This window comes from Caballeronia sp. LZ033 (genome assembly GCF_031451265.1).
GTDB lineage: Bacteria > Pseudomonadota > Gammaproteobacteria > Burkholderiales > Burkholderiaceae > Caballeronia.
The window spans coordinates 159,333-179,041 of record NZ_JARUXQ010000004.1 but is presented as its reverse complement, the minus strand read 5'-3'; the positions used below and the strand labels follow the sequence as shown (position 1 = coordinate 179,041).

General features: G+C 65.6%; 22 protein-coding genes. 5 read left to right on the top strand and 17 right to left on the bottom strand.

Annotated features, from left to right (window positions below; all coding sequences use genetic code 11):
* Positions 1-211: 211 nt before the first annotated feature.
* The 7 genes from QCE62_RS28240 to phnG are packed head-to-tail and all read right to left on the bottom strand — an operon-like array spanning position 212 to position 5,958.
* Positions 212-1,345, bottom strand: coding sequence for an alpha-D-ribose 1-methylphosphonate 5-triphosphate diphosphatase (locus tag QCE62_RS28240; RefSeq protein WP_309925650.1), 1,134 nt, complete (start codon positions 1,343-1,345; stop codon positions 212-214).
* Complete coding sequence (gene phnL, locus QCE62_RS28235) at positions 1,339-2,106, bottom strand: phosphonate C-P lyase system protein PhnL (protein WP_309925648.1); 768 nt, start codon at positions 2,104-2,106, stop codon at positions 1,339-1,341. Before phnL ends, QCE62_RS28240 begins: the two co-directional genes overlap by 7 nt.
* A 10-nt stretch (positions 2,107-2,116) precedes the next feature.
* On the bottom strand, positions 2,117-2,887 hold the full coding sequence (gene phnK / locus QCE62_RS28230; RefSeq protein WP_309819302.1) for a phosphonate C-P lyase system protein PhnK: 771 nt from the start codon (positions 2,885-2,887) through the stop codon (positions 2,117-2,119).
* Complete coding sequence (locus QCE62_RS28225) at positions 2,884-3,759, bottom strand: alpha-D-ribose 1-methylphosphonate 5-phosphate C-P-lyase PhnJ (RefSeq protein WP_309925646.1); 876 nt, start codon at positions 3,757-3,759, stop codon at positions 2,884-2,886. The genes phnK and QCE62_RS28225 overlap by 4 nt, the downstream gene beginning before the upstream one ends.
* Positions 3,756-4,856 (bottom strand): carbon-phosphorus lyase complex subunit PhnI, encoded by a 1,101-nt coding sequence (locus QCE62_RS28220; RefSeq protein ID WP_309925644.1) that lies wholly within the window; start codon positions 4,854-4,856, stop codon positions 3,756-3,758. The genes QCE62_RS28225 and QCE62_RS28220 overlap by 4 nt, the downstream gene beginning before the upstream one ends.
* Positions 4,856-5,479, bottom strand: coding sequence for a phosphonate C-P lyase system protein PhnH (gene phnH / locus QCE62_RS28215; RefSeq protein WP_309925642.1), 624 nt, complete (start codon positions 5,477-5,479; stop codon positions 4,856-4,858). Before phnH ends, QCE62_RS28220 begins: the two co-directional genes overlap by 1 nt.
* Positions 5,476-5,958: a phosphonate C-P lyase system protein PhnG gene (gene phnG / locus QCE62_RS28210; protein ID WP_309925641.1), complete on the bottom strand. Its 483-nt coding sequence runs from the start codon at positions 5,956-5,958 to the stop codon at positions 5,476-5,478. Before phnG ends, phnH begins: the two co-directional genes overlap by 4 nt.
* Before the next feature lie 161 nt (positions 5,959-6,119).
* On the opposite strand from phnG, the gene phnF reads away from it, so the two are divergent.
* The 3 genes from phnF to phnN are packed head-to-tail and all read left to right on the top strand — an operon-like array spanning position 6,120 to position 8,145.
* Positions 6,120-6,887 (top strand): phosphonate metabolism transcriptional regulator PhnF, encoded by a 768-nt coding sequence (gene phnF, locus QCE62_RS28205; RefSeq protein ID WP_309925640.1) that lies wholly within the window; start codon positions 6,120-6,122, stop codon positions 6,885-6,887.
* On the top strand, positions 6,884-7,588 hold the full coding sequence (locus QCE62_RS28200) for a DUF1045 domain-containing protein (protein ID WP_309925639.1): 705 nt from the start codon (positions 6,884-6,886) through the stop codon (positions 7,586-7,588). The genes phnF and QCE62_RS28200 overlap by 4 nt, the downstream gene beginning before the upstream one ends.
* Positions 7,585-8,145, top strand: coding sequence for a phosphonate metabolism protein/1,5-bisphosphokinase (PRPP-forming) PhnN (gene phnN, locus QCE62_RS28195; RefSeq protein WP_309925637.1), 561 nt, complete (start codon positions 7,585-7,587; stop codon positions 8,143-8,145). Before QCE62_RS28200 ends, phnN begins: the two co-directional genes overlap by 4 nt.
* Before the next feature lie 30 nt (positions 8,146-8,175).
* Here phnN and QCE62_RS28190 read toward each other — a convergent pair whose 3' ends face one another.
* The 4 genes from QCE62_RS28190 to phnC all read right to left on the bottom strand — a co-directional run bounded on the left by QCE62_RS28190 (position 8,176) and on the right by phnC (position 12,155).
* Positions 8,176-9,327, bottom strand: a complete 1,152-nt coding sequence (locus tag QCE62_RS28190; RefSeq protein WP_309925634.1) for a Fic family protein — start codon at positions 9,325-9,327, stop codon at positions 8,176-8,178.
* A gap of 135 nt (positions 9,328-9,462) precedes the next feature.
* Complete coding sequence (gene phnE / locus QCE62_RS28185) at positions 9,463-10,281, bottom strand: phosphonate ABC transporter, permease protein PhnE (RefSeq protein WP_404985792.1); 819 nt, start codon at positions 10,279-10,281, stop codon at positions 9,463-9,465.
* On the bottom strand, positions 10,282-11,250 hold the full coding sequence (gene phnD, locus QCE62_RS28180) for a phosphonate ABC transporter substrate-binding protein (RefSeq protein WP_309925632.1): 969 nt from the start codon (positions 11,248-11,250) through the stop codon (positions 10,282-10,284). It abuts the gene before it with no gap.
* Positions 11,251-11,282: 32 nt separating this feature from the next.
* Positions 11,283-12,155: a phosphonate ABC transporter ATP-binding protein gene (gene phnC / locus QCE62_RS28175; RefSeq protein WP_309925630.1), complete on the bottom strand. Its 873-nt coding sequence runs from the start codon at positions 12,153-12,155 to the stop codon at positions 11,283-11,285.
* Positions 12,156-12,389: 234 nt separating this feature from the next.
* Here phnC and QCE62_RS28170 point away from each other — a divergent pair, with 234 nt between their 5' ends.
* Both QCE62_RS28170 and QCE62_RS28165 read left to right on the top strand, forming a co-directional pair.
* Entirely contained in the window at positions 12,390-13,787 is a 1,398-nt protein-coding gene (locus tag QCE62_RS28170; protein ID WP_309925628.1) for a dihydrolipoyl dehydrogenase, read from the top strand.
* 50 nt (positions 13,788-13,837) lie between these two features.
* On the top strand, positions 13,838-14,575 hold the full coding sequence (locus QCE62_RS28165) for a Pr6Pr family membrane protein (protein ID WP_409017956.1): 738 nt from the start codon (positions 13,838-13,840) through the stop codon (positions 14,573-14,575).
* A gap of 11 nt (positions 14,576-14,586) precedes the next feature.
* On the opposite strand, the gene QCE62_RS28160 is transcribed toward QCE62_RS28165, so the two are convergent.
* The 6 genes from QCE62_RS28160 to QCE62_RS28135 form a co-directional block, all read right to left on the bottom strand.
* The gene (locus tag QCE62_RS28160) at positions 14,587-14,895 is read right to left on the bottom strand and encodes an EthD family reductase (protein ID WP_309925625.1); all 309 of its coding nucleotides are present in this window, start codon (positions 14,893-14,895) and stop codon (positions 14,587-14,589) included.
* Positions 14,896-14,943: 48 nt separating this feature from the next.
* Positions 14,944-15,891: an MBL fold metallo-hydrolase gene (locus QCE62_RS28155; protein WP_309925622.1), complete on the bottom strand. Its 948-nt coding sequence runs from the start codon at positions 15,889-15,891 to the stop codon at positions 14,944-14,946.
* Positions 15,888-16,766 (bottom strand): quinoprotein dehydrogenase-associated SoxYZ-like carrier, encoded by an 879-nt coding sequence (locus tag QCE62_RS28150; RefSeq protein WP_309925619.1) that lies wholly within the window; start codon positions 16,764-16,766, stop codon positions 15,888-15,890. Before QCE62_RS28150 ends, QCE62_RS28155 begins: the two co-directional genes overlap by 4 nt.
* A gap of 25 nt (positions 16,767-16,791) precedes the next feature.
* Entirely contained in the window at positions 16,792-17,694 is a 903-nt protein-coding gene (locus QCE62_RS28145) for a quinoprotein relay system zinc metallohydrolase 2 (protein WP_309925618.1), read from the bottom strand.
* Between the two features lie 29 nt (positions 17,695-17,723).
* Complete coding sequence (locus QCE62_RS28140) at positions 17,724-18,695, bottom strand: LysR substrate-binding domain-containing protein (protein ID WP_309819274.1); 972 nt, start codon at positions 18,693-18,695, stop codon at positions 17,724-17,726.
* Between the two features lie 182 nt (positions 18,696-18,877).
* Complete coding sequence (locus QCE62_RS28135; RefSeq protein ID WP_309925617.1) at positions 18,878-19,360, bottom strand: glycoside hydrolase domain-containing protein; 483 nt, start codon at positions 19,358-19,360, stop codon at positions 18,878-18,880.
* Positions 19,361-19,709: the final 349 nt, after the last annotated feature.

Genomic DNA, 19,709 nt, shown 5'->3' with positions numbered 1-19,709 from the left:
TGTCAGATTGGGCGCGGGCGGCTCGCGATTCATGGCCCGGCACCGATTGCGCTTCTGCTAGCGAATAACCAAGAATGTTCGTTACGCGAACACCGATTCTCACAGCGAACTCGCCAGCGAGGGTACTGAAGAAGAGCGCACGCCGTCAACGCGGGCTTACCCGCGTATGACGGCGTGCTGACGTGAGGCTGTCAGGAATGAAGCGCCGGGCTCAGGCCACGCGTCGTCCGGCGCGCCAGGTTTCGCGCGGCACTTGCACGCCGTCCACCGAAGCTACGCGCACGAGATCGGCGCGCGCTCCGAGGGCGATGGCGCCGCGGTCCGTCAGCCCCGCCGCATGCGCGGGCGCCCAGGAAACCGTCGCGACCGCACGCGGCAGCGACCAGCCCGCCTTCGCGACCAGATCGAACACGGCGATCAGCAGGCTCGACGGTACATAGTCCGACGACAGGATGTCCAGCAGCCCCTCGCGCGCCAGATCGAGCGCGGAGACATTGCCCGAGTGCGATCCGCCGCGCACCACGTTCGGCGCGCCCATGATCGTCGCGATGCCGTGCTCGCGAGCCGCGCGCGCGGCGTCCAGCGTGGTCGGGAATTCAGCGAGCGCGATGCCATCACGTGCGGCTTCCTCGACATGCTCCACGAGCGTGTCGTCGTGGCTCGCGAGCGAGATGCCGAGCGTCTTGCAGCGCTCGACAATCTCCCCGCGATGCTTCGCCGCATAGCGCGCCTGATGCTCGGCCAATTCGGCGAGGATCTTGTTCGCGTGCTCGTCGCTCCACTTGCCGTGGCGTTCCTGATACTTGCGCCACTTCTCGTGGTCCTGCCATTGCCGCTGCCCGGGCGTGTGATCCATCACCGAGGCGAGCCGGAAGAGCGGATGCGCGCTCAGCGAATCGAAGACCTCGACAACGTCCGTCGTGCCCACTTCGCAGCGCAGATGCAGGAAATGATCGGCGCGCAGCACGCCGCGCTCGACGAACTTGCCGATCGACTGCGCGCACTGCACCTGCAATTCGCGGCCGCGCACGCCGTCTTCCGGACGCGAGCCGACGCCCAGCGCGTCGAACACGGTCGTGATGCCTGCCGACGCCACTTGCGCGTCATGCACGATGATCGCGGCTTCGGGATTCCACAGCACGCCCGGACGCGGCGCCAGATGCTTCTCGATGTTGTCCGTATGCAGTTCGACAAAACCCGGCAGCAGATAGTCGCCGTCCCAGTCCTCGGCTTCGCGCGCGGCTGTATTGCCCGGCGCGATCTCCGCGATCAGCCCGTCCTCGATCCGCACAGTGCCGGTGAAGTCCTCGTCGCGCGTCACGATGCGCGCATTCTTGATCAGCATGTCTGCAACACTCCGGAATCGGTTTGAACGGATGCGGCGGCGGCGCTCTCGAGCCGCACGATGCGGGTCGCGACGCGCGCACGCGTGTCCTCGTCATGAAAGATGCCGACGATCGCGGCGCCCTGCTCGCGCGCCTCGACGATCAGGTCCGCGACCACGTCGCGGTTTTCGGCATCGAGCGACGCGGTGGGTTCGTCGAGCAACAGCAGCGGATGCGCTGCGATCAAGCCGCGCGCGATGTTCACGCGCTGCTGCTCGCCGCCCGAAAACGTCGCGGGCGCGAGGTTCCACAGCCGGCGCGGCACGTTGAGCCGTTCGAGCAGGCCGCGCGCACGCACGCGCGCCGCCTCCTCCTCGATGCCGCGCGACACCAGCGGCTCCGCGACGAGATCGAGCGCGCTCACACGCGGGATTGCGCGCAGGAACTGACTCACATAGCCCAGGGTCGTGTTGCGCAGACGCAGGATCTCGTGCGGCTCGGCGCTCGTCAGCATCACGTGACGCGCAGGCTGACTGTCGTCGCGAATGGCGATGGTGCCGCGCGTCGCGAGGTAGTTGCCATACATGCAGCGCAGGAAGGTGCTCTTGCCTGCGCCGGACGCGCCCGCGAGCACGACGCACTCGCCGCGCGCGACATCCAGCGACACGCCCGCCAGCGCGGCAATACGCGCCCCGCCCTGTTGATGCAGCGTGAAAGTCTTCTCGATGCCGCGTGCCTGGAGCATCAGCCGGTCGTGAGTGACGAAGTCATTCGTGGTCATCTGTCGTACCTCAAACGGGCAGCACGGACGCGACAAGCGTCTGAGTATAGGGATGTTGCGGATCGTCGAGCACCTGGTCGGTCAGGCCGCTCTCCACCACGCGCCCGTCCTTCATCACCATCAGGCGATGCGCGAGCAACCGTGCCACGCCGATATCATGCGTGACGATCACGGCCGCCAGATGCAGCTTGCTGGTGAGCGTGCGCAGCAGGTCGAGCAGGCGCGCCTGCACGGAGACGTCGAGGCCGGCGGTGGGTTCGTCCATGAACACGAGACGCGGGCCCGTCACCAGATTACGCGCGATCTGCAGGCGTTGCTGCATGCCGCCGGAAAACGCCGAAGGCAGCTCGTCGATGCGCGCGGCATCGAGTTCGACGCGCTGCATCCAGTCAGCCGAGGTCTCGCGCAGGCGCCCGTAATGCCGTGCGCCGATGGCCATCAGCGGCTCGCCGATGTTGGCCCCCGCCGACACGTTGCGCCGCAGTCCATCGCGTGCGTTCTGGTGCACGAAGCCCCATTCGGTGCGCGACAGCAGGCGGCGGCGCGGTTCGGCGAGCGTGAGCAGGTCGAGCGTTTCGCCTTCGCGCGTGGTGTAGGCGAGCGCGCCGCCATCGATGCCGCTGCGCAACGCGAGCGCGTTCAGCAAGGTGGACTTGCCCGAACCCGATTCGCCGACGATGCACAGCACTTCACCCGCACGGACTTCGAGATCGACGTCGACGCAGCCGCCGCGTCCGTCATAGCGCTTCGTGAGGCGCGTGGCTTTCAGCAATGCGTTCACTGGGGCGCCTCCTCGTTGCCGGACGCGTTGTCCGACTCATCGCGCCGGCTGTGGCAGAAGTCACTGTCGGAACAGACGAACTTGCGCGCGCCCTGATCGTCGACGATCATCTCGTCGAGGAAGCTTTCGCGCGAACCGCACAATGCGCAGGCATGCTCCCACTTCTGCACGCTGAACGGATGGTCTTCGAAGTCGAGGCTCTTCACCTTCGTATAAGGCGGAATGGCATAGATGCGCCGTTCGCGGCCCGCGCCAAACAGTTGCAGCGCGGGGTTCATGTGCATCTTCGGGTTGTCGAACTTCGGGATCGGCGAGGGCGACGTCAGATAGCGATCGTTCACCATCACCGGATAGTCGTAGGTCGTCGCGATGCTGCCATGCTGCACGATGTCCTCGTAGTATTTCACGTTGATGAGGCCGTAGTCCGCGAGCGCGTGCAGCTTCCTGCACTCGGTCACACGCGGTTCCAGCCGGTACAGCGGCTCGGGCATCGGCACCTGATAGACCAGGATCTGCTGCTCCGTCAGCGGCGTCTCGGGAATGCGGTGACGCGTCTGCACGATGCTGGCGTCGGCGGTGCGCGTCGTGGTCGCCACGCCCGCCGTGCGCGCGAAGAAGCGGCGGATGTTCACGGCGTTGGTGGTTTCGTCGGAGCCCTGGTCGATCACCTTGAGCGTATCGCGCGCGCCGATGATCGCCGAGGTCACCTGCAGGCCGCCCGTACCCCAGCCGTACGGCAGCGGCATTTCGCGTGACGCGAACGGCACCTGGTAACCCGGCACCGCCACGGCCTTGAGCAGCGCGCGGCGGATCATGCGCTTGGTCTGCTCGTCGAGATAGGCGAAGTTATAGCCTTCGGTCAGCGCGTTCATGCCGCATGCTCCTGATGTTCGTCCTTGCCATGCGCCGCGCGCAGGCGGCGCAGCAGTTCGAGCTCGGACTGGAAGTCGACGTAATGCGGCAGCTTCAGATGCTGCACGAAGCCGGACGCCTCGACGTTGTCGCTGTGATACAGCACGAACTCGGGATCCTGGGTCGGCGAGCCGACCGTTTCACCCAGCTCCTGCGCGCGCAGGGCGCGGTCCACCAGCGCCATGGCCATCGCCTTGCGCTCCGAGTGGCCGAACGCGAGTCCATAGCCTTGCGTGAAGGCCGGCGGCACCTCGCCGCTGCCCGCGAACTGGTTGATCATCTGGCACTCGGTGATGTCGATGTCGCCGATCTCCACCGCGAAGCCCAGTTCGTCGATGTGCATTTCCACCGCGACTTCGCCATGGCGGATCTCGCCGGCAAACGGATGGCTGTGCGCGTAGCCGCGCTGCGTCGCGTAGCCGACCGCCAGCAGGAAGCCTTCGTCGCCGCGTGCCAGATTTTGCAGACGCGTCGGGCGATCGGCGGGAAACGACAGCGGCTCGCGCGACAGGTCGCCCGGTTCCGGCGCGTTCTCCCGCACGCGTTCCTGTTCGATCAGCCCTTCCTTGTCGAGCATCGACAGCACGCGCGGCATGGCGTCCACCGATGCCGTCTTCGCGGGAATAGTTGCATCGCTAACCGGTTCGCCTTCGGCGAGCAAGGTGAAGTCGAGCAGACGTTGCGTGTAATCGTAGGTGCCGCCCAGCATCTGGCCGCCCGGAATATCCTTGAACGCCGCCGAGATGCGGCGCTCGACGCACATAGCCTCGGTATTCACCGGCAGCGTGTAGCCGAAGCGCGGCAGCGTCGTGCGATAGGCGCGCAGCAGGAAAATCGCCTCCACCAGATCGCCGGCTGCCTGCTTGATGGCGAGCGCCGCGAGGTCTTCATCGTAGACCGAGCCTTCGGTCATCACGCGCGCCACGGCCAGCCGCATCTGCTCGCGTATCTGCGCGACGGACAACTCGGGCACGGCGAGATCGCCGCGGCGCTGCTTCGCGAGTACGTCCCATGAACGTTCGATGGCGCGTTCGCCACCCTTGACCGCGACGTACATCAGTTCACCTCCACGTGAGTCGTGCGCGGCAGCCCGATCAGCGAGCCGCCCGCGACAAAGCAACAGTCGATGCCGCAGGGAAACAGTGCGGCGAGCGCCGCACGTTCGCGCCAGAACCCAGGCGGCAGACCCGCGATGCCGACCGTACGCGTCTGCGCGATGCCCGGACCGCTCCATACGAGCGGCTCGCCTTCCGTCAGCGACGGCACGCGGATGAACAGCGTCGCCGACGTTTCGGGCGTCTCGGGATCGCCGTGCGAGAACGCATCGAGCGATGGCATGTTGCGCGCGTCGTCGATATAGGCGAACGCAGCCGCGCGGCGGTCGCGTGTGAGCGGCGCGCTCGCATGGAAGCGCAGCGCGTCGCCGAGCACCGAATCTTCGCGCTCGACGAGCACCGGCGTCGAATAATCCGCCAGCGCCAGCAACGCGGCGAACGCCGCGAGCGGCACGCGCCCGGCAAGCGCGTCGCGCATCGCGTGATTGTCCGGCAGCGCGGCATCGATCGCGAGCACACTGCCGGGACGCGACAGTGCATCCAGCAACGCGCGGAACACGCGTTGCGCATCGTGTACGGGATCGTTGAAGCCGGGCACGAGCGTGGTCATGTCGATCTGCATCATTCGCCTCTCACCATCGTGAAGAATTCGACCTTGGTCGCCGCCGCTTCCGCTTCCTTGCGGCGCCGTTCGTCGGCAATACGCGCGGCCAGCGGCTCGATCAAACGCGTCTGCAGGCGCGCCCCGTGGGAAGGCGTCTGCAACAGCGCATCGGCGAGCGCGGCGAGCGTCGCCCGCTCCTTGTCGCGGCCCATGTGGACTGCGACGCCCACCGGCGCATGGCCGCCGGCGGTGCGCAGACGCAGCGTGGCGCGCGTGACGGTGGCTTCGCCGAGATTGAACGCGTCGCCGGTGCCGCCGATGCGCCCGCGCACCATCGCCAGGCCGATGTCCGGCGCGCGCAGCCATTCATAGTCAGGCAGCGGCGCACCGTCGAGCGCCGCTTCCAGCGCCTGCTTCAGCGCATCGCGCGACGTGCGCGCCAGCACCGCCATCCAGGCGCGGCGGTTGCCGGCGTCGTGCGGCTCCATTGAAGTACTCATTGCGTTCCTCATGTCAGGAAGGATTCGGCCGTCGCATGCTACTCGTTGTCTGATCTAGTCGTCTAGACGTTTGGTCGTGTGGAGGGGGTTTCACATTTCCATCACGAGTTGCGCACTACAATCCAGAGAACGATATTCAAACGTACCGGAATGACAGCGACATGACATCGAACGCAATCCACGACAGCAACGCTCCCGGGCATGCGGTCGAACGCGGCGCGGGGGTCTCGGTGTGGCGGCAGATCGAGCAGATCCTCGCCGCGGAGATCGCGGCCAAGAGCTTCGGAGAGGAAGGCCGCCTGCCGAGCGAGGCCGAACTCGCGCGGCGTTTCGACGTGAATCGTCATACCGTGCGCCGCGCCATGCTCAGGCTGGCGGCCACTGGCCTCGTCAGCGTCGAACAGGGGCGCGGCACCTTCGTGCAGCCGGGCGCCATCGACTACCAGATTGGCCGGCGCACGCGCTTCACCGAAAACCTGCGCAGCCAGAAGCACACCTCCGCCGGCGTCGTGCTGACTTCGGACCGCGTGAAGGCGGATCCGACCGTGGCCAAGGCGCTCTGCGTGCGCGCCGGCACGCTGGTCTATCAGATCGAAACGCGCCACGATTCCGATGGCATCCCGATGACCTACGCGCGCAACTGGTATCCGGCGGCGCGCTTCAACGGCTTGCCGGACGCCATCGATGCTGCGGGCGGCGTGAGCGCCGCGCTCGAACAGTTTGGCGTGAAGGATTACATGCGCAAGTGGAGCCGTATCGGCAGCGTGCTGCCTTCGTCGGAAGTAGCGCGGCGTTTGCAGATCAACCGCCAGCAGCCGGTGCTGTGGGTCGAGAACGTCGATGTCGACGAGGGAGGCGTGCCGATCAAGTACGGCTTCACGCACTTCGCGGCAGACCGCGTGCAACTGATGGTCGAGCACGGCTCATGATCGTCGCGCAGGTGCATGCCCGCCACCCCCGCGTGGCGCTGTATTACGCGCCGCCTGCATCGTCCGCATGGTGGCGCGAAGGCTGCGAATGGCTCGGGCGCGACCCCGAAAGCGGCCGCGAAAGCACGACTTCCGCGCATGACGTCACGCACGCGCCGCGCCGCTACGGCTGGCACGCCACGCTCGTCGCGCCCTTTCACATGGCGCCCGGTGTCGAACTCGCGGATGTGCTTGCCTCGGCGCGGGCCTGGGCCGGCACGGTGCCGCGCTTCGAGATGGCGGTGCGCGCCGAAGCGCTCGGCCGCTTCGCCGCGCTGCGTCCCGCCACCCCGCACGACGACGCCACGCTGCGCGCACTCGCCGGCGACGCGCTCATCGCGCTGGCGCCGCTGCGCAAGCGGCCTTCGCACGAGAACATCGAGCGGCGCATCACGGAAGGCATGAGCGCCCGGCAGATCGAACTGCTGCGTGAATGGGGCTACCCGTACGTGTTCGACGAATATCGCTTTCACATGACGCTCTCCGATTCGCTCGATGATGCCGGCCGGCGTGACGCGGTCGTGTCGGACTGGACGCGGCGCATCGATACGCTGGGCGCACTGCCGGTCCATGGCGCGGCGCTCTTCGTCGAACCGGAGCCGGGCGCGCCGTTCATGCTGTGGCAGCGCCTGCCGTTCAACAACGTACAGGATGGAGCATGAGCGGAGTGGACAGCACGAAACTGATCTACGTGATGGGACCGTCGGGCGCGGGCAAGGACTCGCTGCTCGGCTTTGCGCGCGAACGCGTCGGGACGCGGGTGATGTTCGCGCATCGCTATATCACGCGCGCCGTCGCGGACGGCGAGAATCACATCGCGCTCACGCATGACGAATTCGCCTCGCGGCTTTCGTATGGCTTGTTCGCGATGCATTGGGAGAGCCTCGGGCTGCGCTACGGCATCGGCATCGAACTCGATGCGTGGCTCGCGCGCGGCATGCCGGTGGTGGTGAACGGCTCGCGCCAGCACGCGGGGCTTGCTCTCGAACGCTATCCGCACGCGCAGTTCGTGCATATCGATGCCACGCCCGCCGTGCTGGCCGCCCGCCTCGCACGGCGCGGCCGTGAAGACGCACGGCAGATCGAGGCGCGTCTTGCGCGGCGTCCTGCGTTCGCCCTGCCCCCGCAGGCGAACCTCGTGCATATCGACAACTCGGGCATGCTCTCGGATGCCGGCACGCAGTTTCTCGACGTGCTGACGCTTGGCAGTCACGTTTGAACCATCGGGCGGCCAAGGGTGAGAGGGCGTCTATGCGAGGGCCGTGTCTTCCGGGCCCCACCCTGGAATGTTCAGGTAGTAGCGCGTCGAACGACCTGCGCCGACCTTTCGCAGTAGCGCCATCTCCTCGAGTTCGATGAGTTCACGCGAGGCCGTGGCCCGCGAGGTGCCGCCGATGCTCTCGTACTTCCTGGTGCTCATGCCTCCCTCGAAACCCTCAGGACCGGCATTGAACAACAGGTTGACGACTGTGCGCTGCCGGGTCGTGAGTACCTTGTCCTGATGATTCATCCAGAAAATGGCTTTCTGAAGCGCGGCATCCACGGCAGTCGACGCTTCCTCGCAGGACACCCGCACTTGTTCCACGAACCACAGGACCCATTCGGTGACGTCGAGAGCGCCGTGCTGCGCGCGTTCGAGTTGCTCGTAGTAGTCGCGTCGCTTGTCGAGCAAGCGCTGTGAGGTCCGGATCAGGCGGCTGACCTCGCCGCTGTCCCGCGCCAGTACAAGGTCGATGAGTACGCGGCCAATGCGGCCATTCCCGTCCTCAAAGGGATGAATCGTTTCGAACCACAGGTGAGCGAGCGCAGCCTTGACCAGCGTGTCGTGCTCGGTCTTTGCGTTGAACCACTCCAGGAACGTTTGCATTTCCGCTGGAACGCGGGCCGACGAAGGTGCTTCATAGTGGACCCGTTCGCGTCCGACTTGCCCGCTGACGATCTGCATCGGCTCGGCATGTTCGCGGTATGCCCCGACCCGAAACTTGACCATGCCCGAGTAACCGGTCGGAAAAAGCGCCGCCTGCCACGCACATAAACGATCATGCGTAAGCGGAGCGTTTCTTTTCAGCACGGCATCATCCATGATGTCGAGCAGGCCTTCGACGTTTCGAGGCGCGTTGGGGCCGTCCTGCTTTCCGACGCCCAGGCGCCGTGCCACGGACGAGCGCACGGCGGCGAGATCGATGCGCTCGCCCTCGATGGCGGCCGTCGCGACAGCATCCTGGCTCCAGGCTTCGGCGGTGAGTTCGAGGCGCTGGTCGAAGCGCAGACCCGCCAGCTTGCCTTCAACGATGCCTTGAATCCGGTGCGCGCGGGCCAGCTCGCCGCCTGTGCGAACGGCGTCGTAATGCATGCCGGGCCACGTGGGGGCTTGCCAGATGAGCGATGAAGGCGATGACATGGCGCTGGATGGGCTTTGGGGCGATTAGCCTCACTATTCGACTCGAATCTTGAGTCGAATCAGTAAGGCTCATGAAGCGATTGGACGCGCAATCGACTCACATCATGAGTCGATTGCGCGTTCAGCAGAAACGCCTCAGATCACCCGCTCCCGCACCCAGCCCGACACGAGATCGATCAGCGACACGATGACGATCACGATCAGCATCACCGCCGCCGTCTGCGCATAATTGAACGAGCGAATCGCCTCGTACAGCACGACGCCGATCCCGCCCGCGCCGACCATGCCGACGACCATCGCCGAGCGCACGTTCGACTCGAAGCGATACAGCGCAAACGAGATCCACAACGGCAAGACCTGCGGCAGCACGCCGTAGATGATTTCATCGAGACTGCTCGCACCGGTGGCGCGCACGCCTTCGGCGGGGCGTGCATCGACAGCTTCGACCGCTTCCGCGAACAGCTTGGCGAGCACACCCGTCGTGTGCACCCACAGCGCGAGCACGCCCGCGAACGGCCCGAGCCCCACCGCGACGATGAACAGCATCGCGAAAACCATCTCGTTGATCGCGCGGCACGCGTCCATCAGGCGGCGCACGGGTTGTGAGATCCAGACGGGCGCGATGTTTTGCGCCGACAGCAGCCCGCACGGCACGGCGCAGACCAGCGCGAGCGCCGTGCCCCACACCGCGACCGCGAGCGTCACGATCATCTCCTGCACATACGTGCGCCATTCGGTGAAGTCGGGCGGGAAGAAGTCGCGCGCGAACTGGCTCATGTTGCCCGATGCGCCGAGCAGATCCAGCGGACGCATGTCAGCGCTGTGCCAGGACAGGCCGAGCACGGCCACGACGGCGATCCAGCCGAACATCGACATCCAGCTGCGCTTTCCCGCCGCCGCATGCGCGGGACGCGCGATGCCGGCCTCGAACGTGGTGACGTCGAGCGGCTTCATTTACTTCGCCGCCGGGTTGTCGAGCGCGGCGATCTTCTGGTCGAGCGCGGCAACCTGGGCCTTCTTGTCGGCGTCGTCGAGATTGGCGTTGTTCTGGATCTGCTGCTTCTTCTGGAACAGCGCCATCTGGCGGATCGGCACGAGCTGCGCGTCCGAAGAATCGGCGAAGCCCGCATAGCCTGAGATTGCGTTGATGACCTGCTGCTCGTGCGGATCCTTCTGCGCGTAGTGATCGAAGAAGGTACGCAGCTTGTCCTTCGTGGCCTGCGGCAGATCACGGCGCCACACCAGCGGATCCGACGGAATCAGCGGCGACTTCCACAGCACCCGCACCTTCGGATACAGCTCGGGATGCTGGGTCTTGATGGTATCGAGCATGTCGGTGTTGTTGGTGGCGACGTCCACCTTGTCGTTGACCACCGCAAGCATGTTTGCCTCGTGGCTCGACGGCAGCACACTCTTGAAGGCCGTCTTCGCGTTGATGCCGTTCTTCGCGAACAGATAGTACGACGGCACCAGCGTGCCCGACGTCGAGTTGGGATCGCCGAAACCGAGGTTGATGTCCTTCGTGTTCTTCAGCACCTGGTCGAGCGACTTCCACTTGCTGTTGGCGTTCGTGATGAGCAGCGAGTAGTAGCCCGCCTCGCCGTTCTTGTACTTCACCTTCGCGAAGACTTCGCCGTTCGACCGATCCACGGCTTCGATCGCCGAAGCATTGCCGAAAAAGCCGATCTGCACCTTGTTGAAACGCATGGCTTCGATGATGCCGGCGTAGTCGGTCGCGAAGTAGGCCTTCACGTCGAGGCCGGTCTGCTTGTTGAGATCGTCGATGAGCGGCTGCCAGCGTTGCTTGAGCGCGGCGGACGAGTCTGTCGAGATGATGCCGAAGTTGATCGTATCGGCCATAACGGGCTGCGTCAGGAGACAGGCAAGCGCGGCGCCAGCCAGGATGAAACGGGCTGCTTTCATGGTGCGATCCAGAGAAGAGGTTAGTTCGAACTTCAGGAGCCGGCCGCCGATGCGAACACCGGCGAGGCATGTGCGCGTTGATCGGTCGCTTCAGACGGCTGTGCCTCTGTGCGTTCCTGTGAGGCGCGCTGCGTCGTCAGCAGTTCATCCGCCGACGCGCCGTACAGCTCGCGCAGCACCGGCGGCGTCAGGCGCTCGGAGGCGCCGTCAAACACCACGCGGCCGTCGCGCAGCGCGATGGTGCGCGGGCAGTACTTCATGGCGACATCGATCTGATGCAGCGACACCACGACCGTCAGGCCATGCTCGCGATTGAGCGACTGCATCAGGTCCATCACGCGGCGCGCCGATTCGGGATCGAGCGACGCGATCGGCTCGTCCGCGAGCACGATGCGCGCACGCTGCACCAGCGCGCGGGCCAGCGCGGCACGCTGCTGCTGACCGCCGGAAAGATTGCTGGCGCGTTCCAGCGCGTGCTCGCCGATGCCCATCGCGGTCAGCGATTCCAGTGCCAAGCTGCGCTCGCCGCGCGGAAAGCGGCCCGTAAGACGGCGCCACAACGACACGCGGGACAGCGCGCCGATCAGCACGTTGGTCAGCACCGTAAGGCGTCCGACCAGATTGAACTGCTGGAATACGAAAGCGACGTCGCGGCGAATCGAACGCACTTCGCGCACGATCTTGCCGTTCTGCTGGATCGGCCGGCCGAGCAAGGTGACGTGCGACGGCGCGGGGTCGGATGCCGTGAAACCGGCGATATGCCGCAGCAGCGTGGATTTTCCCGATCCCGACGCGCCGATCAGCGCGACCATCTCGCCCTCCTGCACGCGCAGATCCACGGAATCCAGCGCCTTGCGGCCACTCCTGAACGTCTTGGTGAGACGCTCGATGCGAATTGCGTCCATAGCTTCCCTCGATGGCGCGCGCCGGACGGGCGCGCTGAAACGTTCGGGAGATTCTAGGAAGCCGATGTGACGTCCCGGTGACGCGCATGAGACGTCTAGATGAATACATGACTTGGGCGGACATCGTGTTGAGACGATCGAGTCGCTATGCGATCCGAACGAGCATTCACCTTTCAACGCGTGCGCGCCATGATGGAACCCATGGAAGCAGGACACATTTCTCGGGACACCATCATGAACACGATCCATACGGATGTCGCCATCATCGGCGCGGGCAGCGCGGGACTTTCCGCGTACCGCGCGGCGAAGGCAGCGGGTGCAACGGCGCTTCTCATCGAAGGCGGCGCGCATGGGACGACCTGTGCGCGCGTCGGCTGTATGCCGTCGAAGCTGCTGATCGCAGCCGCCGATGCCGCGCATCATGCGCGTCACGGCGACGCGTTCGGCGTGCATGTGGACGGCGCGGTGCGCATCGACGGCCATGCGGTGATGGCGCGCGTGAAGCGTGAGCGGGATCGCTTCGTCGGCTTCGTGGTCGAGGGCGTCGATGCCCTCCCCGCCGAAGACAAGCTGACCGGTTATGCGCGCTTCATCGACGATCGCTGGCTGATGGTCGGCGAGCATACGAAGGTTCACGCGAAGGCCGTCGTCATCGCGACCGGATCGAGCCCAGTCATGCCCGCGACGTATCGCGCGCTCGGCGGCCGCGCCGTCATCAACGACGACGTGTTCTCCTGGGATGACCTGCCGAAGCGCGTTGCCGTGGTCGGCGCGGGCGTCATCGGGCTGGAACTCGGGCAGGCGCTGGCACGGCTCGGCGTGCGGGTGACGGTGCTCGGCGCGCGCGGACGTGTGGGTCCGCTGACCGATCCCGCGATCCGCGCCTATGCGGAACGGACTTTCAGCGAGGCCTTCCGCTTCGAGCCGCGCGCGAATGTGCAGGCGGCGGTGCGCGAAGGCGATGAAGTTCGGCTGCGTTATGTATCGGACACGGGCGAAGTGCTGGAAGACACGTTCGATTACGTGCTGGTTGCAGCCGGCCGCAAGCCGAACATCGGCGGACTCGGGCTTCGCGATACATCGCTGGAACTCGATGCCGACGGCATGCCCGTCTACGATGCACAGACCTTGCAGGCAGGTACGCATCCGGTGTTCGTCGCCGGCGATGCCAACGGCGTGCTGCCCTTGCTGCACGAAGCCGCCGACGAAGGCCGCGCGGCGGGTGCCAATGCCGCGCGTGTTGCACGGGACGAGCAGGCCGAGCCCCTCGAACGGCGCGCGCCGCTGGCGATCGCCTTCACCGATCCCGGCATCGCGATGGTCGGCGCACGTCATGCCGACCTTGCGCCCGGATCGTTCGTCACCGGCGAAGTGAGCTTCGAGGATCAGGGACGCAGCCGCGTCATGCTGAGAAATCGCGGGCTCATGCATGTCTATGCCGAGCGTGCGACCGGCCGATTCATCGGCGCCGAATGGATCGGGCCGGATGCGGAGCATATCGCGCATCTGCTGGCGTGGGCGCTGCAAATGAAGCTCACCGTCGCCGACATGTTGCGCATGCCGTTCTACCATCCGGTGGTCGAGGAAGGTCTGCGCACCGCGCTGCGCGACGCCGCGCTCAAGCTGGCGTAAGGGTCGCGGCTGCGAGGGCATCGGCGCGCACGTAGAATGACTTCATGCCGATGCCCCCCGACACCCCTCAGTCCCGCCAGCCCGATCTGCCGCTCAACACGCCCAGCACGGCATCGCTTGCGGTGGCCGCGACCATCGCGATGATCGCGTGGCTCGCCTTCGCGGCACAGACGGACATCACCATCGCGCGGTTCGCCGGGCGCGGCTTCTCCGTCCTGGATGGCGTCGCGCGCATGAGCAGCTACCTGACGAACCTGACCGTGCTGCTGACGGCGTTCTGCTTCACCTGCGTCGCCACGCGAGCGCGTTTTCCGGTCGCGCGTTTCTTCAGACGGCCGACTGTCGTGACGGCGGTCGTCGTGTATATCGTCTTCGTGGGGATCGCGTATAACGCGCTGCTGCGCTATCTGTGGACACCGTCGGGTTATCGCGCGCTCGTCAACGAATCGCTGCACACCGTGGTGCCGGCGCTCGCCGCGTTGTACTGGTTCCTGTTCGTGCCGCGCTTTCACCTGTCGCTCAGGCGTTGTGCGCTGTGGCTCGTCTATCCGCTCAGCTATCTCGTCATTACGCTATGGCGCGGCAGTGTCTCAGACTTCTATCCGTACCCGTTCATCAACGTCTCGGAACTGGGCTACGAGCGCGTGCTCGTCAACGCCACGATGCTGGTCGCTGCCTTTCTCGTTCTCATGGGCGTGTTCCTGGCGATCAATCATCGCCGCGAAGATCTGACCCTTGCAGACCCGGAGGCCGAATCGAGCGATTCGTCCTCCGGCCGCATCGATTAGCTTCGACGGGCTCAGGCGGGCTTCGTGTCGAACATCAGCAGATCGACGCCCGCCTGCGCGAAGTTGGCGAGATCGCCGGCCGTCTTCTGCCCTTGCTCCGAACCCAGCGCACCTTGAATCGCTTCGAGCGAATCGAATTCCAGCAGCGCCACGAGATGATAAGGCGATTCCCCCGACGCCACCGCCACCGGCCCCGTGCTCACCTCATACTTGCGCAGGCCCGGTAGCGTCTTCGCGAGCGGCGCGTGGGTCGAAACATAGTAATCATCGAATGCCTTCGTGTCGGACGGTTTCTTGTAAAGCGCTACGAGCTGGGCCATCGTCATGTCTCCTGTGGTTGGTACGGCCGGGAAAGCAGGCGGAAGGTGCTACTGCTTTTCGAGTTGCAGATAGATGCGCTGCACGTTCTGCGGCTGTGCGATCGCGTAAAGCTTGCAGGTGCGGAACGCCGGGACCTGCACGGTATGCATCGCCTCCGTCAGGCCGACGCCGTTCTTGTAGGCCTGCCTCACCGCCGCATCGAGTTCGCGCAGATAGACGCCGGTTTGCAGGATGTCGTCGTCGGGCATGGGCGGCCCGAAGCCGGGAACCACGGTATGCAGATCGAGCGCATGGAGGTTTTCGAGCGCCGCGAGCCAGCCGGGAATCTGCTCGTTGCGCAGTTCGGGAATGCGTCCGTTCGATACGAGCCCGCCCGCGAAGAGCACGCCGGTCTCGGTATCGAGTACAGCGAGGTCGCCGGGCGTGCTGGCCGGCCCGAAATGCAGCAGTTGCAGCTTGCGCCCGCCGCTTTCGAGCTCCGTGGTGCCGTTGACGGTTTCATCGGGCACGGTCACGCGCGAACCGGCCATCTCGTCTTCGCCGAGTGTCTTGCGCAGGTTCGCCAGACAGATCGAACAGCGCTCGCGAATCAGCTGCGCCGCGCGGGCATGCGCGAGAATCGGCACGCCCTGGTCGCGAAACGCTGCCGCGCCGAACACGAACTCCGGCGCCTGGTGCGTGATGATGACGCGCCTGACCGGCAGCGGCGTGACCTTGCGGATCGCCTCGAGCATCGCGCGGCCATAGCGGTAGGACGGTCCGGTGTCGATCACCGTCACGCCATCCGTCCCGACAATGAAGCCATTGTTCGCGACGATGCCGTGATTCGCGGGCGCCACGGCGCCGTTGTCGCCGATGAATGCATACACGCCCGGCGCAATGGCAACCGGCGCGGGCATGCCGCTCAGCGCCGCCTGCGCGAGCGCGCTCGCTGCGAGCAGCCAGTACCCGACGAACCACGCACGAAGACGCGCATGCCAGCCGCGCCGCGTCATTTCATCGCCGAGGTCTGTGTGCTGCCGGGCTGGGCATTGACCGCCACGGCGCCATCCCATGACTTGCTCTTCGTGTCTTCGATATGCGCCTGCAACTCGCCCGTGCCGCTCGGCACGAAGTAGAAGCGGAAGTTGGGGTTCTCGCTGATCGAGAAGTTGACGTTGGCGGTCATCACGGGCTTGCCGGCATACGTGACGGCCACCTTGCGGACGAAGTACGCCGACGCGTAGTTGCGCGTGATCTGGTTCATCGCCATGCCGGTGCGGTTCGGATGACGCACCATCACCTGCGCGAGTTCGGGCTTGCCGCTCACCGGCGCACCTTCGGTACGCAGCCTGACCTCGCCGGCGGCGCGCTCGGCGGCGTCGTCGTCCGTGTCCGCGGGCGCGGAACAGCCGCCCGATGCCTTCACGAAACGCACCGCGCTGTAGAGCTTGCCGTCGTTGGTCTCGGCGACGACGCGCATGAACGTATAGTCCTCGACCCGCACGCGCGTCTCGATGGTCGCGATGCCCGATTCCGGCGTGAACTCGAACGAACCCGCATACGGCTCCGGATTTTCGTCGATGAAGAGATACACCGCCTTGATGTAATGCGTCGGCGTCTGCGGAAACTGCGCGTTGATCGCGATGGGCACGACGGAAGCGTCGGCGGCGCGCGCGGGCGCATCGAGCTTGATGACCGCGTCGCCGTGAGGGTCGATCGTCCGGTCCTTGAAGGTGCCTTGCCTGAAGTCTTGCCAGCGCGCGTTCTTGTCGGGGTTGTCGTCGGGCTGCGCAGCCTGTGTCGATATTGAAACAAGCATTGGAACAAGCACGGCGGAAGCGAAGCTCGCTGCCGAAACGAAGCGAGCGCCAAACCCTGCGGTCTTCATGATGTCCCTCCAGTGCGCCGCAGCGCTACTGTTCCCACTCCAGTTCCGCATAAGCAGCTGTCACATTGCGGCGATGGTAATCGTCGTACAGGAGCCACTTGCCGCGTTCGTCCACACCGACACTGTCCACCGCCTGCTGCAACGTCTCGCCTTGCTTGATGGCTGCACGCACATCGCGCGCCAGGCTGGCGAGATAGTCCGCTTCGGCATCCAGCGCCTGCGGCCAGGGTGGGTCCAGCGGACCGTGACCCGGCACGACATGACGCGGTTTCATCTGCCGAATGCGCGAGATGTCGTCCAGCCAGCCCATCACGCTGCCGTCCACCACCGGAATGCATCCGGCGAACAGCAGGTCGCCGGTCCACAGCGTGCCGCTCTTCTCATCGTATACCGTCAAGTCGTTGTTGGTATGCGCGGTTTTCCAGCTGCGCAAGGTCAACGTGCGGCCGCCCAGATCGAGCGTCCCTTCGCCGTGGATGCTCTGCGTCGGCGGGACGATCTCGCTGCCCTCCGCCGCCGCGCCGAGCTCGCGATGCAGCGCGCGCAGATAGTTGTCGGCGCGTGCGGCTTCGGCCTGCGCCAGCCTCGCGTTGCCGACGAACTGCGGATGATCGTCCTTGAACGCCGCATTGCCGAAGATGTGATCCGGATGCATGTGCGTGTTGATCACATAGCAGACCGGCAGCGGCGTGACCCGGCGGATGGCGGCGCGCAACGCGCGGCCTTCCGCGAGCGTGCCGCCGGTGTCGATCACGGCCACACAACGCGTCCCGACGACAAAGCCCACGTTCGCGATGTCGCCTCCGTTCGCGGGCGTCGCGAGCGCATCATGGCCGCGGTGCGCGTAATTGCCCGGTGCGATCTGCGTGACCGGCAAGGGCGTCTGCGCGCGCGCGATGGTTGCGCATGCAAGCAACACGAGCAACATGAACAACGCACCGCGCGATGCCGTCCCCATCACGCGCCGCCCGCTTGCGCGAGGCGCTTCGGGCGGCGCACGCCGAACGGCGCATACTCCTGTTCGAGGAACGGCTCGGCGTGTTCGAGCAGGAAGCGGCGAAACGCGAGACAGGTCGGCGAAAGCTGCTTGGACCGCGAATGCACGAGTTGCCAGGTGCGCTCGACCGGCGTGCCGTTCACGTCGAGGATGCAGATTTCGCCGGTGCGCAGTTCGAGCGACAGCGTGTGCAAGGAAATGAGGCTCACGCCCATGCCGGCCATCACGGCCTGCTTGATGGTTTCGTTGCTGCCCAGCGTGACGCTGCGCGCGGGCACGAAGAGGTTCTGGCGAAACACGTGTTCCGCGACCGCGCGCGTGCCCGAGCCGGGCTCGCGCAGCAGGAAGGTGTCGTGCGCGAGTTCCTGCAGGTCGAAGCCGCGTGCGTGCCGCAACGGATGCGACAGCGGCGCGACGATCACATGCGGATGATAGGCGAGCGGTTCGGCGGTGGTGCCGAGTTCGGGCGGCGGACGGCCCATGATGGCGAGATCGGTGGCGTTGTCCTGCAGCAGACGCAGCAGCGTTTCACGATTGCCGACCGAAAAGTGCACATCGACCTTCGGATACTGCTGCGAATACAGCGCCAGCAGCTTGGGCGCGAAGTAGGTGGCGGAACTGACGATGCTCACCGCAATCGAGCCGCTGTCCGCCTGCGTGAGCGACATCATCGCGTCTTCGGCGTCCTTTATTTCACCGAGGATGCGGCTCGCATGATGCGACAGGCGCTCGCCGGCTTCGGTCAGTGCGAGGCGCCGCGCCACGCGTTCAAAAAGCGGCAGGCCAATGGCGTCTTCGAGCTGGCGAATCTGCATGGATACGGCGGGCTGCGTCAGGTGCAGTTCCTCGGCCGCGCGTGCGAAGCTGGGGCAACGCGCCGCGATGACGAAGATCTGCAACTGCCGGAGGGTGAGGGAGCGGATGAAGTTCACGAACGCGCGCCCTCTGGCCGGAGCGCCAGTGGCGTCGTGATCGGAGAAGCCTTGCGCATGGTGATCGACTTCGCCATCGTGCTTCTCCGTGCCGAGGTCCGTTGCTTGAGGTCGGTTCCTGCCGGGCCGATTCTACTCCAGCGAATCGGCCCGAAAAACCCGGTACAAGCACGGTCCTGCTCCTACCCGCGCACGGCAAACCTCAGAACTCGCTTCCCCCGGGTGAAGGCGGCTGCGGCGTCGCGGACGAATACGCGCCCCAGGCCGGCGACGGCGCGCTCGGTCTTCAGCATGGCGAGCGGCTGCCACGTCGTGTATTCCTCGGCGGTGCCTTCCACGGGGTCGGTGGTCGTGTAAGCCGGCCACGTGCCGTTCTGGTTGCGTGGCTGGAGCTGCGTGACCGACACGCCGTTCAGCTTGGTCGCGTTGGACTTCATCACGTTGGCCCAGTTGTGCGAGCGCGCGAGCAGCTTCGTGGCGTTCGTCGAATCGCCCATGGCCTGCGCGAACTGCGAGACGGCGAAATCGTTGCTCGCATATTCCAGGGTCGTCGAAGACGTGCCGTTGCTATGGCTGGAATCAATGACGATGCCCGCCTGTCCGGCAGATAGCCAAGCGCAATGTACTTGCTCAGGCCCGGCAGCACCGTTTGACGTTGCCGCCATCGTGCGCGATGGGCGTTCGTTCGAAAGTCGGGAACACGAACGTCCACGGGACCGAACGTTGATCGTCCGACCACCCCGCTTCACGCGTTTGTTCAGCTATACGAATGGGCGTCCATCGATGACCCTGCGCAGCCGGGCGCCCGGCAGGTCATCGACGAATGCCGCGGGATGAAGGTAACGCGGGCGCCGTGGTAACCGGCTTATTGCCGTTGCTTAGCGCGCGCGTGGTTTGCTGCGGGGAATCGGCATATGGCACGCCGATGACAACCGGTTCGTCCCGCAGTTCGGGATCCGGTCGGGCCAGGGATGGCGCAGGAGGGTCGGAAGAGAAGCGCGAGACATCCCGCTC

Bases quoted from the DNA above. Each gene is read 5' to 3' on its own strand.
- QCE62_RS28240 (WP_309925650.1), bottom strand. From the start codon at position 1,345: ATGCTGATCAAGAATGCGCGCATCGTGACGCGCGACGAGGACTTCACC.
- QCE62_RS28135 (WP_309925617.1), bottom strand. From the start codon at position 19,360: ATGGCGGCAACGTCAAACGGTGCTGCCGGGCCTGAGCAAGTACATTGC.
- QCE62_RS28155 (WP_309925622.1), bottom strand. From the start codon at position 15,891: ATGACGCGGCGCGGCTGGCATGCGCGTCTTCGTGCGTGGTTCGTCGGG.
- phnC (WP_309925630.1), bottom strand. From the start codon at position 12,155: ATGGACGCAATTCGCATCGAGCGTCTCACCAAGACGTTCAGGAGTGGC.
- QCE62_RS28165 (WP_409017956.1), top strand. From the start codon at position 13,838: ATGCCCCCCGACACCCCTCAGTCCCGCCAGCCCGATCTGCCGCTCAAC.
- QCE62_RS28220 (WP_309925644.1), bottom strand. From the start codon at position 4,856: ATGTACGTCGCGGTCAAGGGTGGCGAACGCGCCATCGAACGTTCATGG.
- QCE62_RS28190 (WP_309925634.1), bottom strand. From the start codon at position 9,327: ATGTCATCGCCTTCATCGCTCATCTGGCAAGCCCCCACGTGGCCCGGC.
- phnG (WP_309925641.1), bottom strand. From the start codon at position 5,958: ATGAGTACTTCAATGGAGCCGCACGACGCCGGCAACCGCCGCGCCTGG.
- QCE62_RS28170 (WP_309925628.1), top strand. From the start codon at position 12,390: ATGAACACGATCCATACGGATGTCGCCATCATCGGCGCGGGCAGCGCG.
- phnD (WP_309925632.1), bottom strand. From the start codon at position 11,250: ATGAAAGCAGCCCGTTTCATCCTGGCTGGCGCCGCGCTTGCCTGTCTC.
- phnN (WP_309925637.1), top strand. From the start codon at position 7,585: ATGAGCGGAGTGGACAGCACGAAACTGATCTACGTGATGGGACCGTCG.
- phnL (WP_309925648.1), bottom strand. From the start codon at position 2,106: ATGACCACGAATGACTTCGTCACTCACGACCGGCTGATGCTCCAGGCA.
- phnE (WP_404985792.1), bottom strand. From the start codon at position 10,281: ATGAAGCCGCTCGACGTCACCACGTTCGAGGCCGGCATCGCGCGTCCC.
- phnF (WP_309925640.1), top strand. From the start codon at position 6,120: ATGACATCGAACGCAATCCACGACAGCAACGCTCCCGGGCATGCGGTC.
- QCE62_RS28150 (WP_309925619.1), bottom strand. From the start codon at position 16,766: ATGAAGACCGCAGGGTTTGGCGCTCGCTTCGTTTCGGCAGCGAGCTTC.
- QCE62_RS28225 (WP_309925646.1), bottom strand. From the start codon at position 3,759: ATGAACGCGCTGACCGAAGGCTATAACTTCGCCTATCTCGACGAGCAG.
- QCE62_RS28160 (WP_309925625.1), bottom strand. From the start codon at position 14,895: ATGGCCCAGCTCGTAGCGCTTTACAAGAAACCGTCCGACACGAAGGCA.
- phnH (WP_309925642.1), bottom strand. From the start codon at position 5,479: ATGATGCAGATCGACATGACCACGCTCGTGCCCGGCTTCAACGATCCC.
- QCE62_RS28145 (WP_309925618.1), bottom strand. From the start codon at position 17,694: ATGTTGCTCGTGTTGCTTGCATGCGCAACCATCGCGCGCGCGCAGACG.
- QCE62_RS28200 (WP_309925639.1), top strand. From the start codon at position 6,884: ATGATCGTCGCGCAGGTGCATGCCCGCCACCCCCGCGTGGCGCTGTAT.